Here is a 14,370-nt window from a genome sequence, read left to right on the forward strand (position 1 = left end):
TCTTCCTTTACTCTGGAGCTAATTTCAGCTTTTATGAAGGTCAAATGTAAACGTTTTTTAATTGGCAGGGATAAATCCTCTAATCACAATTTCACTTAAACTCTTATCAACATAATTCTGTTTTCCACAAACTGGCAGGAGTCGATAATTTTCGTAACTTTGCATCCCGTACAAAAACAATTGATTTTACCCCAAAGAGGTAGTCAATTAAAAAATCTTTTTAAATGACCAAATATATTTTTGTTACGGGTGGCGTTACCTCCTCTTTAGGAAAAGGTATTATTTCCGCATCTTTAGCTAAGCTTCTTCAGGCCCGCGATTATCGCGTAACTATTCAAAAGTTTGACCCTTATATCAACATTGATCCAGGAACTTTAAATCCCTATGAGCATGGAGAGTGTTTCGTTACTGAAGATGGTGCTGAAACAGATCTTGACCTTGGTCATTACGAGCGTTTTCTAAATGTACCGACATCCCAATCAAATAACGTTACAACCGGACGCATTTACCAGAATGTTATTAATAAGGAGCGTGAGGGTGCATATCTAGGTAAAACTGTACAAGTTGTACCTCACATCACTGATGAAATAAAAAGAAATATCCGGATACTGGGAGAAAGTGGTGAATATGATATCGTAATTACAGAATTAGGGGGAACAGTAGGTGATATCGAGTCCCTCCCATTTATTGAGGCGGTGCGTCAATTCCGGTGGGAAGTTGGATACAGTAATTCTCTTGTGATCCACTTAACGCTAATTCCTTTCCTGGCAGCTGCAAAAGAACTTAAAACAAAACCAACTCAGCACTCTGTTAAGATGCTTTTAGAGTATGGAATTCAACCTGATGTACTAGTTTGCCGCACTGAACACCATATTACTCAAGACATTCGTCGTAAGATTGCTCAATTCTGTAACGTGAACATCAATGCAGTAATTGAGTCAATAGATGCCTCAACAATTTACGACGTTCCATTATTAATGCTTAAGGAGCAGTTAGACAAAACCGTTTTAACTAAATTAAAGCTTCCCCTAAAACACGAACCTAACCTTGAAAGTTGGAAGGACTTTTTGGGAAGATTAAAAAACCCAACAGCTGAAGTTAATATCGGATTAATTGGGAAGTATGTAGAATTACAGGATGCCTATAAATCCATCATCGAGTCATTTATTCACGCCGGTGCAAGAAACGAATGTAAAGTGCAGATACACTCCATTCATTCTGAAAGTGTTACAGAGGAAAACGTAGCAGAAAAACTTGCCGGCCTTGATGGTGTACTAGTTGCTCCAGGATTTGGAAGCCGGGGTATTGAAGGTAAGATCTCCGCAATAAAATACGTTCGCGAGAAACATATTCCGTTCTTTGGTATCTGTTTAGGAATGCAGTGTGCAGTGATTGAGTTTGGACGGAATGTATTGGGCCTTCAGGATGCTCATAGTACAGAAATGAATGAAGATACGCACAATGCAGTTATCTCCATGATGGAAGAGCAGAAGAAGATTAAGAACAAGGGTGGAACTATGCGTCTTGGATCGTATGTGTGCGACTTGAGAAAAGGAAGCAAAGCTGCTGCAATTTATGGAAAAACACGCATTACAGAGCGACACAGGCACCGTTATGAGTTCAATAACGAGTACCTTGCTCAATATGAAGAAGCAGGTATGCTTGCCTCAGGAATGAATCCGGATAACAATCTTGTTGAAATAGTAGAATTGAAAAACCATCCATTCTTTGTCGGTGGCCAATTTCACCCTGAATTAAAGTCAACTGTTGCTAATCCACACCCTCTTTTTGTTAGCTTTGTCGCAGCTGCATTAGCAGGTAAAAGGAAGAAATAAGAACAACAATAAAGAAAAAAGATAAGGAAATACCACATAATGGATAGAAATACATTCACGGGATTTTTTCTGATTTTAGTTATCCTCTTCGGGGCTACATACTTTATGAAGCCGTCAGAAGAAGAACTAAAAAGAGAAAGAATCGTTCAGGACTCAATAAAACAAGCGCAGTCGGGAAAACTTACTAAATCAAAGCCTGCCCCAGCCGCAGCAACTGCCCCCACCGCAGTTGATTCTAACTTATTAAAAGGTCCTTTCGGAAGGGCGAGAGTTGGAAATGCACAAGTTGTAGTTCTTGAAAACGAAGATTTAAAAGTAAATATTAATACTAAAGGCGGTCGAGTAGAAAGTGTAGAATTAAAAAAATTCAAGACTTACGATCAAAAACCTTTGATTCTGTTTACGGCAGAAGAAAGCAGTTTCAATCTTGCTCTTAAAGCAAATGGTTCTAATATAAACACTAAAGATCTGTTCTTTAGTCCCTCAGCTCCAGGGTTAAAGGTATCTCAAAAAGACTCTGCAGCAGTTACATTCACCGCCAATTACGGTCCTAACCAATCCTTACAATATGTTTATACCTTAAAAGGCGAAGGATTCAAGCTAGGTTTCAACATTGTAACAAAAGGTTTGGAAAATATTATGACCGCTGCTCCTACAATTCATTGGGATGCATTGTTGAGACAGAAGGAAAAAGATATCAAGAGTGAACATAGATACTCGGGAGCATACTACCAGCAAGGAGACGAGCCGGTTGAACATATTGGCACTACCGAGGATGAGAAAAAAGATATTGGAGAAGATGGCAAAATCCAATGGGTATCATTCAAACAGCACTTTTTCTCCAATGTCCTTATTTCTAAAGAAGGTTTCGATAAAGCAAACCTTGCTGTAAGTACTTCAGCGGAGCCTGGTGTTGTTAAAGGCTTCTCAGCGAGCCTCACGCTGCCCGCTAAAATGAATTCATATGCCATGGAGTTTTACTTCGGGCCGAACAGGTACAATACATTAAAAGCACAAGGAAATAATCTTGAAGGAATCATTGACCTGGGTTGGGGACCTCTGAAATGGGTGAACCGTTTTGCTGTACTGCCTATCTTTAACGCTTTAGAAAAGTTTAACTGGGGTTATGGCTTAATAATTTTAGTTCTTACCCTCATCCTTAAACTAGTTCTTTCTCCGCTTACTTATAAATCTTACCTGTCAATGGCTAAGATGCGTGTATTGAAACCAGAGATGGACGAAATTAAAGCTAAAGTTGGAGAAGATAATCCTACTTTACTTCAACAAGAATATCTGAAGTTGTATAAAAAGGCCGGCGTAAATCCATTAGGCGGTTGTATTCCAATGCTACTTCAAATGCCGATCGTAATGGCTTTCTTCTTCTTCTTTCCGAACCTTTTCGAGTTAAGGGGGGAGAAGTTTTTATGGATGACAGATCTGTCGACCTATGACTCTTTCGTAAACTTCGGATTCGAGATTCCTTTTATGGGAGATCACTTGAGCTTGATGTGTATTTTAATGACCATTTCAACGTTAATATACACTTACTTCAATAACCAAACATCGGGAGCTACAGGACAGATGAAGTATATAGGTTACATTACTCCTATTATCTTCCTTGGTGTATTGAACAGTTACCCAGCCGGATTAAATTATTATTACTTCCTTGCAAACATGTTGACGTTCGGCCAGCAATTTTTGATCAGGCAGTTTGTTAACGACGAAAAGATCCACGCGCAGATTCAGGAGAATAAGAAGAAACCTGAAGGCGAGAAGAAACAGTCTAGTTTCCAGCGTCGTATGGAAGAATACATGCGCCAGCAACAGTCGAAACAAAACAAAAAATAAGCATTAGAATGATGTTAATTAAAACGGCCTTAACGGGCCGTTTTTTTTTTCGGTTGTAGTACCCCCACTCCTTGTTCAAACAAAAGCCTGGTTTATTTGATATATCTACAAATATTAACTTATGCAGGCTTCGGAAATAAAACTATTTATAAACAATATAGAGCAAACTTTGCAGGTGCAGAAGGATAAAGCACCAGGCAATTTTGTAATTACTCAGGAACTCAAATTTATCGCGAGGATTTATAAAGATGCTGATGGAAGATGGAAATCTGTTGAGATTTCTGATCTTTCTCCATCTGTTATCGAATCAATTGGAAAAGAAATTGAAGAAGCAGATATCGGGAATGCATAAAAAAAGCGCCTTTAAAAGCGCTTTTCTTTTTTATCTAACTCCAAAGGTCCGCCGCACCTATCAATGTTCCTGCAGTACCTAAAGTTGCTGAGACAATAGGAATTTTTATATCCTTGTCTCCCAAACGGTCCCTTACATGGTCTATAAATAATTCCCAGGCATTATTATGCCCGCCAATTAATAAAGCATCAGGATTGAACGAACTAATATATTGGAGCAAAAATTTCACGAAGTTCTCTCCATACTCATTAAAAACCAGCTGCCCAATTCCATCATCATTAGAAGCCATATTAGTAAGATCTGCGATGTCGGCAGGGCGTACTCCTGTAAAATCCTCGTAACGCTGCATCAGCCATCCAATCCCTATATAATCCTCTGCTATTCCATCTTTAAAAGGCTTATTCCACATATTTGCATCTTCAGACACCCCATCTACTACTCTTGCTGACCCCAATCCATAATTTAAGGTAAATCCCAAGATATTGTTATATCCTTTCACTGCCCCGGCCATCTGTTCCGCCTTAACTACCCGCGGAGCCGGATTATCCATTCTGATGTTTATAGGAGAAATACCCAGTCTGTCGGCAAGTAAGGTCTTTACATTTTGTTGATACAGAGATTCAAACTTCTTCTGGTTATGCATCAAAGAAACTCCGTTCTCGTAATCGAAAGGGCCAGGAATAGTTATTGCAAATTTAGAAATGGGTGTTTCCCTTAAAGCGTGAACCCGAGTGATGACAGTTGTCCACTTTTCTAAGAAGTTTTCTAGAGTTTCATCGGCACTTATTTCTTCAAAAAATTCAGTTTCAGGTAATACTGTCTTGGTGTCGTTGTCCACAATTGCCGCTCTAATGCCCGGGATATTAATATCAACGGATACGATCTGATTGCTCATAATGTCTGGTTGGTAACCTAGGTTTTAATTGTTTGTTGGCCAAATTAAAGCTTAAATTCTTAAAATGACAATTATTTTCTAAGTAATAATTATATTACTACTGTGTGTGAAGAACTTAGAAAATAAGGTCATGAACGTTAATTTTATATGGAAACAAAAAAGGGCAATCTTTTAAGATTGCCCTCTATAATATTATCAGGAGTAATAGTTATTCTTTAGCCTTGGCAGTTGTTTTGGCTGCTTCGGGAGGAGTAACAGACCAAATTTTCTTTTTGTAGTCCTGAATACCTTGTTCTATTCTTTGAGCCTCTTTCTGCTGCGCTTCGGCATCTTTTGCGTAGTCAGCAATCCGAAGGCCTGCAGGGTTAGAATCTCTGATAATAACACTTGCGAACTTTCTTTGAACGAAATAGTCATCCAAACTCATTTCCTGGATTCCATTATCCGGATCAGAGATATCCTTCGAGGCAATCAGGTAGCGGCAATGTGGAAAATAAAGCCAAAATGCAGGGACAGTTTGATTAGAATCCAAACCAGCTACATCAAGACGCATTAGGGGAGCTATTCCAACTATCCTTGTTTCAACCTTTGAGCGTTGCTTATCGTAGAACACATCCTCTTTAATTCTAAACTTAATGATCTTTTCAGGATTAAAATCATTAACCATTTTAGACCATTCAATAGCATTTCCCTGATCATCGAATTTAGTTGGGACCGTTACGCTATCTCCCTTAAGTCTTCTTTCTGCCTCTTCGGTAGTTAACCTTTTTTTGAAAGCATCATCAGACGGATCATATACACCAATTTTACGAGCCTTAATGCCCGTAAGCAGCATATTGATCAACTCGGAGCCGGGTGTTGCAAGTACCTTATTTTCTGGCAATCTCAAGTCGATATCTCTCCATATCCTTTTGTAGAACTTAACATTAGCAGGATCCACTTTTGCATAATCAAAAGGAACTGCTTTCTCTAGTATACTAATACCCTGAAAGCCATCTACTACCGGAGGTAAAGAATCCAGTGGCTCTTGCGCTTTCACAGAAGCCGCTCCTAGAACAATAAAAAGCAGTGGTAAAAATTTCTTTATCATAGTAATTTCTTTATCTGTGTTAGGCCTTATTAGGCAGATTTTTTATCTGAAGTTCCTTTTTTAGACTTTTTTGGTTCAGAAGATTTCGATCCTTTAGAACCTTTCTTACTCTTCTCTACCAGTTCTTTGGTTTTACGAGTTCTTACCTGATCGGTAATTACCTCAACTGCTGGCATAACACATCTGAAGCCAATGTATGAGTGAGAGCGATCTTGTAACTCATAATTCCTAGACTCAACGTCCAAAGTTTGTCCGCTGTCTTTCCATGAACCACCTCTTACAACCTTTCTTTTCATTGCTGCGGGAGCTTTGTCATCGGCATCATATTGAAGAACCGGGTTTAAGTCGTGAACAAATTCAATAGCTGAAGGACTGAAAGCATCCAATGTCCATTCCGCCACATTTCCGTTCATATTATATAAACCAAAATTGTTAGGAGCATATGACTTAACAGGCAATGTGAACGTTGAACCGTCATCCGTGTAGTTACCTTCGCCTTGTTTATAGTTCACAAGCAATTTTTCTTTTTTAGATTTCTTGTCTTTGTAAGTTAAGAGGCTATTTTTTCTAATTGCTTCCTTATCTGTTGGATCAACACCACCTGATGCTGCATATTGCCATTGAGCTTCTGTTGGCAAGCTGAAATTCAAAGCTGAATTACGTAAAGAATTGTTTGTCTTAGCTACTAGCAGCGCTGATGTTTTTGTTCTCCAGTTTGAATACGCTCTTGCTTGCATCCAGCTAACTCCTACTACAGGATAATGGTCAAAAGCTTTGGTCTGATAGTAATTCTCAGTCATAAGCTCAACCTGTGAGTTAGGAAAATCATTAATCCAAACATCAGTTTCCGGTACAACACTGATACTTTCTTTTACATATTTATCAGCGTTAGGCCCAGCTGCATGGCGGAAATAATAACCATATTTCACCATGTCTTTATTTAAACTGTTTTTTCCGTTTATTTCAATTACAAGCTTAGCTTCCTGTAACTTCGATTGAACTTCTGAATCACGACTTTGCCAAAGTGGACTCTTTTTTCCATGGGGTCTAACTTTGTCCCAATTAATTGCTTTGGATACTGGTGCAGAAGAAGCAGATGTAGAGGCTCCTTTGCCTTTCTTTGAAGGTTTAGATTTTTTGGCGTTGATAAAATACTTATCATCCTTAAGGATGTCAACAACTGCAATTGAATCTGCTACCCAATTTACAAAATCCCGATACTGGTAATTGGTCACTTCGGTTTCGTCCATAAAAAACGGACTTAAACTTACTCTTCTATCCCCCTCAGCGGAACTCTTGTAGATAACTGTACCAGCAGGCACATACACCATTCCCGGAGGAGGAAATACTGTTTTCCCTCTTGAACTGTAAACCGGTTTAGCCTCATAAAAATCAACAGACTTACAGGAAGTAATCGTCTCTGCGATTAATAATGCCGCTAAAACTGAAATCTTTGAAATTAATTTCGTTCTCGACACCCCGTTCCTCTTCGACTTCAACGATAGATTGAACTCATTCATACTTTAAAATATACCAAACTTTACTGAAAATTTCCCAAACCCTTTTCTTGCAGAGAATCTGCTCCGTAAAAGTATTTAATTTATTACAAACTAAAAATATATCTGTAATTATTAATGAAATGGCAATAATAAGATCAATAAATATTAATTTGAAAAAAAACGAAGAGTAATCTAGCGTTTTTTCAAATTGACATACCTAGAAAAACAATCTTACTATTGCCCTACCCCCTTAATTGTGATATTTAAAAAACATAAGGTTAAAACTTACGCAAAACTATAAAAATGTGCTTGTCTCCTACTATATCTTCTATAATTATTAGAAACTTTTTTCCAGCATTATTTCGTCGGCGCTAAAATGTGATCTTACACCGTTCATTTGTCAGAAGGATTTTATCTGTTTCGCATTGAACAGAAGTCAACTCCTGCTTTACAATCTCCTTGTGTTGGATCTTTAACTCCTTGCGCCGTTTTCCTTCAACAAACCGCCTTAATTGTTCTTCATTCTCGAGTATTAATCCAGGTACCTTTAATGGTTTATGATCTTCATCGATAGCAACCATAGTAAAGTAGCTTGTATTAGTATGCTTAACTGTATGATTTTTAACGTTCTCAGAAATAACTCTTATCCCTACTACCATAGAGCTGGAACCAACATAATTTACTGAAGCCAACAACGTAACCAATTCTCCAACTTCAACAGGTTGTCTGAAATCTACAGTATCAATCGATGCAGTGACACAATAAGCGGAGGCGTGTTTAGTTGCGCATACATAGGCAACCTTGTCCATCAGCGACAAGATCAGGCCGCCATGAATTTTTCCGCCGAAGTTGGCATATGATGGAATCATTAGTTCAGCCAAAACAGTTTCTGAATATTTAACAGGAAGAAAATCTGTGAGAGGAGTCATCAATTTAAAATTAGGAAATTAACTTACAACGTTAATAGGAGAATTTTTGATAAAGGAGTTTATGTTTTTATAAGTTGTTTCCATTATCCGCTCCCGGGCCTCTTTACTCATCCAGGCGTTATGAGGGGTAATAAAACAATTCTTTGCACTTAAAAGAGGGTTGTGTGGCGGAGGCGGCTCAACCGAAAGTACGTCTATCCCTGCACCGGCAATTATGCCAGAATTAAGAGCATCTGCCAGGTCCTGCTCGTTTACCAAGGGCCCTCTGGCTGTGTTTATAAAAAACGCTGTTTTCTTCATTCTGGAAATAAGGTTCATATTAACAAACTCCTTGTTATCGGGCTTTAAAGGTAAGTGAAGAGAAACAAAATCGCTTTCGGAAAAGAGCTCTTCTATAGATACATATCGAGCAGTAGTAATATTTTTAGGACTCGGGGTATGGTAAAGCACATTCATACCAAAGGCTTGCGCAACTTCTGCAACCTTACGGGCTATGTTCCCAAATCCGACCAGTCCCAAAGTTTTACCACTTATCTCAAATAGTGGCGACAAGGAATAACTAAAGTCGGCACACCTACTCCAGTCGCCATTATGAACCGAGGTTGAATGCAAACCCACCTGAGTCGCAAATTCAAGGATAAAGGCAAATGTGTGTTGTGCCACAGCAGATGAGCTATAGTCAGGAACATTGCAAACAATTATTCCTTTCTCGGCAGCAGCTATTGTATCGATGATGTTATATCCGGTAGCCAGAACACAAATAAGCCGGAGCTTTGGTAAATGGTCTATTGTTTCGCGAGAGAAGGCAACTTTATTAGTAAGCACTATCTCGGCAGAAGAACAACGGGGAACTATCTCATCAGGAGAGGTCCTGTCATAGATCGTAACTTCTCCAAGTTTATTTATCTCATCCCAGTTTAAGTCACCAGGATTAAGAGCAAAGCCATCGGTTGCAACAATGTTCATAATGTATAGGAATTGCAGCAAAGCTATTAATCTTTCTTCAACTTCAAATTATGATGGTTGTAAAGCTAAAATTTCGAGGGCTGGTGAAGTCGTTTCTGCTGAAATAGGAATAAAACTCAACTACAAAAGCAGTCAAAGGGAAGAAAGCCAACGAAATCTCAACGGAATACCAATTGGATACTCGCTTGGCCTCTTCTAGCTATTTAAGATGTTGCGGGAGGTCTGACAGCTTGCCTCGCTAACAATTTCCACTTGCCATGCTCTTTGGAGAAAACAAGCAGGATAAAAAGATTTACATTACCAGGCTTTCCCCCGTCATTAGTCTGCGCAGCAAGCTTATGACGCACAATAGCTGTCTTACCCGAAACTTTAATAGTTTGGTCTGTAAGGTTAATGGTCACGAAATCAGATTTTCCACTAGCAATTGCTTCTACAAATGCTGTTTTATCTTCGATCTTACCTCCTGAATGTCCATAACTAAGGTCTTCTGAGGCTATCGCTTCCAAATCCTCCTTCTTTCCATCAATCATTGCCTTTTTCAGCTGCTCAACAGCAGAAGCCACCTGCTTTTCTGCTTTTGTTTGTGCATCTGCTTTAAACACAAGAAAGCTTAACACTAAGACGGAATAAAAAAATTTTTTCATTTCTTTTAAACTTATTGGTTTCTTTTCGTAAACAGGATAATTCTTTCGGCTAAGGTATTAATTGCGAATCAAAATAGAAATGCTTCAAAAACCATAATTCTCTTTATAGAATTATAATGGAAGATAAAGTTTAAACTATATTAGCAGACCTTATTCGATAAGAGTTTAGAAAATAATTGCGACCACCATTTAATCGAGAACAATAAATTTTAATGAGGCCTGTTTCCATCCCCCCTTACGTTCAGAAGTTCTGGAACGCAGATAAAAATTCCCCAGCTTTCTTTGAAGAAACTAGAAATGCTTATATCAGGTTAACTAAAGGTATTCAGCCTGAGGTTTCCATCGTAATGCCTGCGTATAATGAACAGGAGAATATTGTGCAGACACTTGCATCATTATGTAATAATGAAACTTCCAGGGCAGTAGAAATTATTGTAGTAAATAATAATTCCAAGGACGATACCGAGGCATTGGTTAAGAGCTGCGGTGTAAATTGCGTACTTCAAACAATTCAGGGAATCACGCCTGCAAGAAACATGGGCCTTTCGGTAGCGAAAGGAAAATATATATTAAATGCAGATGCCGACACTATATATCCAAAAGACTGGATAGAGGAAATGGTTAAGCCTCTCGATAATAATGATGTAGCTGCAGTGTACGGGCGCTTCTCGTTTATTCCAGTTGGGAGCACTGGTCGTGGAACCTACTTCTTCTATGAGTACTTTGCTGACTTTACTAGAAAATTGAATAAGTATATTAAAGATGAGGCTGTAAATGTTTATGGTTTTAATTCGGGATTCAGAAGGCTTCAAGGCTTGGAAGTAGACAGCTTCAACCATCCTCCGGGAACAAATGAAGATGGGTGGATGGCCTTAAAGCTGCGAAATAAAGGCTTTGGAAAACTTTATTACGTAAATAACATTAAGGCATTAGTATGGACCACAGACAGGCGCATTCAAATTGATGGAGGACTTTGGAAAGGTACTTTGAAGCGCCTTAAGCGGGTAATACTAAGAAGATAATTTTAAATGCATGAAAGCTCTCTTGATTATCGACGTACAAAATGATTTTCTTCCAGGAGGCTCACTTGCTGTTCCTTCAGGAAATGAGATCATCCCTGTTATAAACAAGATACAGGAAAAGTTTGATCTGGTGTTGGCAACTCAAGACTGGCATCCATCAAGTCACAAAAGTTTCGCCTCAAATCATGATGGAAGAGTCGCCTTTGAAACTGTTGAACTTAAGGGCCTGAACCAGGTGTTATGGCCAGACCACTGTGTGCAAGGAAGCTATGGAGCTGAACTCTCATCTGAAATAGATTGGAAAAGATCAGAGGTAGTCATTCGAAAAGGAACTGATCCTGAAATTGACAGCTATAGCGGTTTTTATGATAATGGCCATTTGAAATCTACCGGTCTGGCCGGCTTACTGAAAGACCGAAAGATTAAATCTATTTATGTAGCTGGCTTAGCTGCGGATTATTGCGTTTACTTTACCGCTCTGGATGCTATCTCTGCTGGATTTGATACATTTTTTATTGAGGACGCAACAAGAGCAATTGACGCAAAGGGGGTTCAAGAAGCCAGGAAGGACCTTGTTGTTCGGGGTGCAAAAATTATTACGAGCGATGAACTTTAAACAATATCATTAAAGCTTTCTACTTATTACGCTCAACAATGAATTTTGCTTCTGTTCCCAGTTGAAACTGATTGATTTATTCTTTTCAGTATCGATGGTTGGTTGAATAATTTCAAAATGTAAATGAGGGCCATTTGAGAACCCTGTATTTCCCGAATACCCTATCACCTGCCCTTTTTTAACCATTTGCCCTTCCTTCACAAGCGAGCCATTTTTATTTAAATGAATATAGTTAGCAATAGTTCCATCGGAGTGATAGATAGAAATAAAATTTGCATCGTCTATAAATGCCCGGGATGGACCGCCAGTTCCTGAATCTGATTTAACCGAGGCAACAATACCATCTCTGGCAGCTGTAATGGGCGTACCAATAGGCATAACGAAATCATAGGCAAACATGTCGTGATGACTAAAATCTCCACCGGGGCCTTGGGATACCTTGAATGAACTTCCCTTGGCATAGGGTAAAGCGTATCCAAAATTAAAGTCGGGTATTTTAGTTACATCACCTAATACCACTTTCCACTTATAAAAACATTGATAATCTTTAGTAGGATCCAGGCGTTTGAGTACACTTAAATTAAAACCAATTGCTTTTGCTGGCACTACCGCTGATATTTCTCGTTTTACCGGAGCCTGAAGATTCTCTAGTTCAACTGACAATTTAATTGTAACCGGGACATTAAAATCGTTGTCAAATTTCAATAACAAAGAATCACTTCCAGTCTCCTTAATATAAATTTTGGTGCGTTCCTTTATTTTATATGGAGATGCTTGAATAACGGTTATATAAAATAACGGGAATAAAAGACAAATAAATGCTTTCACCCCTCCCCTAAATTTTCTAAATGACTTCCCCTCATTGGAATGTTCATCTTTTCTCACTCTAAAACTCACTTGGTAATTAAACGTAAAGAAGAAGCGAAAGATACGTTTTTTTACATTTTCTCAAACTCGAAATTGTGCGATAATCCCTTCACCTACAGTGGAAGATCGCTTTGTTTACAGGGATTCAATTAGATCGAAAGTACTGGAACATTATTTGCTAACTTACATGTAATGAAGACATAAAACTTGAAAACTTAACATCTAACATTGAAACCTATGAAAACTTTGAAAAATTTAACGTTGGCTATCTTAGCCGCTGGAGCAATGGCGGCTTGTTCGACAACAAGGACCGGGACTGGCTCAGGAAGTTCGACGGGAACTTCTGGTACCGGAACAGATACTGCATCAACTGGTACATCAGGTACTACTGGTACAACAGGTACTACGAGGGACTCATTAACTAGTAACACAGGTACAACAGGCGTGGGCGGCAACGTTTCTGGCTCCATGAATACAGGCAGCTCAACGGGAAACTATGCAGGCTCTACCGAAGTAACGGGTAGTACCACAAACTCAACAGTCAACGCAACCGGTTCAGTCACTACAACAGGTAGCGCAAATGGAACTATGGATGGTGCAACCGGGATTTCCGGTTCTCAAGGGGCTGGAGCGGGCAATACAAGCACCCTTGCAGCTGGCGGCAGTAATTCTATCAGTGGTACTGGAACTTCTACAGACAAGTCATTAAATAACCGTAACAATGCTTCTATTCCGACTAATGGTAGCACAATGGGTGATAGAAATCTTTCCACTAATGGAACAAACAAACCTTCAAGCTCTACCAGCCCAGGTCCATGGAACTCCACAGCAGCAGGCTCAACTTCAGCTGCTAGCTTTATTTCAACCGCTGCCCAATCAGGTATGAAAGAAATGGAGCTAAGCCGCCTTGCCCAGACCAAAGCAAGTAACCCTGAGGTAAGATCATTTGCAAGTATGATGGTTAAGGATCATTCTATGCAACACCAAAAATTAGCGACATTGGCCAGAAGCAAAGGTGTAACAGTCCCAGAAGGTACGACAGCAGTCGGAGCTGGCTCAGGCACAATGGGAAGTATGTCAGGAACCGGAACAATTGGTAATCAAAATTCTGGAAGCAGTACACCTAGTATAAACACAAATAGTGGCACAAATGGCAGTATTTCAGGGAACATTGGCAATCAGGGTTCGGGAATTAACACAAACACCACTTCTGGAACCAACCTAAGTAGCAATCAAAATTTGGGAAATGTAAGCTCAAATACCAGTAACTCCGGAACAGCTACTTCTGCCGGTGCTACAGATCAATCTATAGGAACTCAGGGTAATACCTCGCTGCAACAAAACATGGGAACTACAGGTGCACACGATATGAGTTCTATGAGCCCAACCAGCAGCAGTGCTATTTCAAATGATGTAAGCAGTCTTCAAAACTTATCAGGAAGTGAGTTTGACAGAAAATACATGCAGATGATGGTTCAGGATCATGAGCAGGCGGTAAGCCTATTCACCACAGCTTCTCAGTCAAGTGACGCGGAAGTGAGAGCATTTGCTATGAAAAATCTTCCAAAGCTTAGAGCTCATTTATATGATGCGAAGCAAATAAGTAACAGATTGACCAGATAATCACTTGTTTTCTGTTTTAGACTCAGCCGGAATTATAATTCCGGCTGTTTTTTTATCATTTTTGCGGGACTTAAAGGATTTAAATGGGTTTCAAAATCCTAATCAACATTTACAGGCATATCTGGTTTAATGTGGAGTATTTCAACTGAGCCCGGGAAATACACACCAGGTTCCGTCAAAAAGC

General features: G+C 39.2%; 13 protein-coding genes. 6 read left to right on the forward strand and 7 right to left on the reverse strand.

What is annotated here, in order from left to right:
• The first annotated feature begins 224 nt into the window (after positions 1-224).
• The 3 genes from pyrG (at position 225) to J4N25_RS02100 (ending at position 4,035) form a co-directional block, all read left to right on the forward strand.
• Positions 225-1,835, forward strand: coding sequence for a CTP synthase (pyrG, locus tag J4N25_RS02090; protein ID WP_207420483.1), 1,611 nt, complete (start codon positions 225-227; stop codon positions 1,833-1,835).
• A 39-nt stretch (positions 1,836-1,874) separates the two neighbouring features.
• Entirely contained in the window at positions 1,875-3,683 is a 1,809-nt protein-coding gene (gene yidC, locus J4N25_RS02095; protein WP_207420484.1) for a membrane protein insertase YidC, read from the forward strand.
• A gap of 121 nt (positions 3,684-3,804) precedes the next feature.
• Positions 3,805-4,035 (forward strand): hypothetical protein, encoded by a 231-nt coding sequence (locus tag J4N25_RS02100; protein ID WP_207420485.1) that lies wholly within the window; start codon positions 3,805-3,807, stop codon positions 4,033-4,035.
• 34 nt (positions 4,036-4,069) lie between these two features.
• Here J4N25_RS02100 and J4N25_RS02105 read toward each other — a convergent pair whose 3' ends face one another.
• From J4N25_RS02105 to J4N25_RS02130, 6 genes are all read right to left on the reverse strand, one after another.
• Positions 4,070-4,930, reverse strand: a complete 861-nt coding sequence (locus J4N25_RS02105; protein ID WP_207420486.1) for an ROK family protein — start codon at positions 4,928-4,930, stop codon at positions 4,070-4,072.
• A 208-nt stretch (positions 4,931-5,138) separates the two neighbouring features.
• Positions 5,139-6,020, reverse strand: a complete 882-nt coding sequence (gene porN, locus J4N25_RS02110; RefSeq protein ID WP_207420487.1) for a type IX secretion system ring subunit PorN/GldN — start codon at positions 6,018-6,020, stop codon at positions 5,139-5,141.
• Between the two features lie 29 nt (positions 6,021-6,049).
• The gene (porK, locus tag J4N25_RS02115) at positions 6,050-7,540 is read right to left on the reverse strand and encodes a T9SS ring complex lipoprotein PorK/GldK (protein WP_207420488.1); all 1,491 of its coding nucleotides are present in this window, start codon (positions 7,538-7,540) and stop codon (positions 6,050-6,052) included.
• Positions 7,541-7,890: 350 nt separating this feature from the next.
• Positions 7,891-8,448 carry an acyl-CoA thioesterase gene (locus J4N25_RS02120; protein WP_207420489.1) on the reverse strand — a complete coding sequence of 186 codons (558 nt, stop codon included), beginning with the start codon at positions 8,446-8,448 and terminating at the stop codon, positions 7,891-7,893.
• A gap of 18 nt (positions 8,449-8,466) precedes the next feature.
• The gene (locus tag J4N25_RS02125; protein ID WP_207420490.1) at positions 8,467-9,414 is read right to left on the reverse strand and encodes a D-2-hydroxyacid dehydrogenase; all 948 of its coding nucleotides are present in this window, start codon (positions 9,412-9,414) and stop codon (positions 8,467-8,469) included.
• 203 nt (positions 9,415-9,617) lie between these two features.
• Complete coding sequence (locus J4N25_RS02130; RefSeq protein ID WP_207420491.1) at positions 9,618-10,058, reverse strand: nuclear transport factor 2 family protein; 441 nt, start codon at positions 10,056-10,058, stop codon at positions 9,618-9,620.
• 212 nt (positions 10,059-10,270) lie between these two features.
• Between J4N25_RS02130 and J4N25_RS02135 the strand changes: the two genes are divergently transcribed.
• Complete coding sequence (locus tag J4N25_RS02135) at positions 10,271-11,080, forward strand: glycosyltransferase family 2 protein (protein WP_207420492.1); 810 nt, start codon at positions 10,271-10,273, stop codon at positions 11,078-11,080.
• A 10-nt stretch (positions 11,081-11,090) separates the two neighbouring features.
• Positions 11,091-11,696, forward strand: coding sequence for a bifunctional nicotinamidase/pyrazinamidase (pncA, locus tag J4N25_RS02140; protein WP_207420493.1), 606 nt, complete (start codon positions 11,091-11,093; stop codon positions 11,694-11,696).
• 9 nt (positions 11,697-11,705) lie between these two features.
• Here the strand turns inward: pncA and J4N25_RS27020 are convergent, their stop codons facing one another.
• Positions 11,706-12,359: a M23 family metallopeptidase gene (locus tag J4N25_RS27020; RefSeq protein WP_207420494.1), complete on the reverse strand. Its 654-nt coding sequence runs from the start codon at positions 12,357-12,359 to the stop codon at positions 11,706-11,708.
• A 441-nt stretch (positions 12,360-12,800) separates the two neighbouring features.
• Between J4N25_RS27020 and J4N25_RS02150 the strand changes: the two genes are divergently transcribed.
• Positions 12,801-14,186 carry a DUF4142 domain-containing protein gene (locus tag J4N25_RS02150; RefSeq protein WP_207420495.1) on the forward strand — a complete coding sequence of 462 codons (1,386 nt, stop codon included), beginning with the start codon at positions 12,801-12,803 and terminating at the stop codon, positions 14,184-14,186.
• Positions 14,187-14,370 lie beyond the last annotated feature (184 nt).

Source organism: Desertivirga brevis (assembly GCF_017355835.1).

What these genes read in the sequence shown, in the direction of transcription:
- pyrG (WP_207420483.1), top strand. Translation starts at nt 225, where the DNA reads ATGACCAAATATATTTTTGTTACGGGTGGCGTTACCTCCTCTTTAGGA.
- porK (WP_207420488.1), bottom strand. Translation starts at nt 7,540, where the DNA reads ATGAATGAGTTCAATCTATCGTTGAAGTCGAAGAGGAACGGGGTGTCG.
- J4N25_RS02105 (WP_207420486.1), bottom strand. Translation starts at nt 4,930, where the DNA reads ATGAGCAATCAGATCGTATCCGTTGATATTAATATCCCGGGCATTAGA.
- J4N25_RS02100 (WP_207420485.1), top strand. Translation starts at nt 3,805, where the DNA reads ATGCAGGCTTCGGAAATAAAACTATTTATAAACAATATAGAGCAAACT.
- porN (WP_207420487.1), bottom strand. Translation starts at nt 6,020, where the DNA reads ATGATAAAGAAATTTTTACCACTGCTTTTTATTGTTCTAGGAGCGGCT.
- J4N25_RS02120 (WP_207420489.1), bottom strand. Translation starts at nt 8,448, where the DNA reads ATGACTCCTCTCACAGATTTTCTTCCTGTTAAATATTCAGAAACTGTT.
- yidC (WP_207420484.1), top strand. Translation starts at nt 1,875, where the DNA reads ATGGATAGAAATACATTCACGGGATTTTTTCTGATTTTAGTTATCCTC.
- J4N25_RS02150 (WP_207420495.1), top strand. Translation starts at nt 12,801, where the DNA reads ATGAAAACTTTGAAAAATTTAACGTTGGCTATCTTAGCCGCTGGAGCA.
- J4N25_RS02125 (WP_207420490.1), bottom strand. Translation starts at nt 9,414, where the DNA reads ATGAACATTGTTGCAACCGATGGCTTTGCTCTTAATCCTGGTGACTTA.
- J4N25_RS02135 (WP_207420492.1), top strand. Translation starts at nt 10,271, where the DNA reads ATGAGGCCTGTTTCCATCCCCCCTTACGTTCAGAAGTTCTGGAACGCA.
- J4N25_RS02130 (WP_207420491.1), bottom strand. Translation starts at nt 10,058, where the DNA reads ATGAAAAAATTTTTTTATTCCGTCTTAGTGTTAAGCTTTCTTGTGTTT.
- pncA (WP_207420493.1), top strand. Translation starts at nt 11,091, where the DNA reads ATGAAAGCTCTCTTGATTATCGACGTACAAAATGATTTTCTTCCAGGA.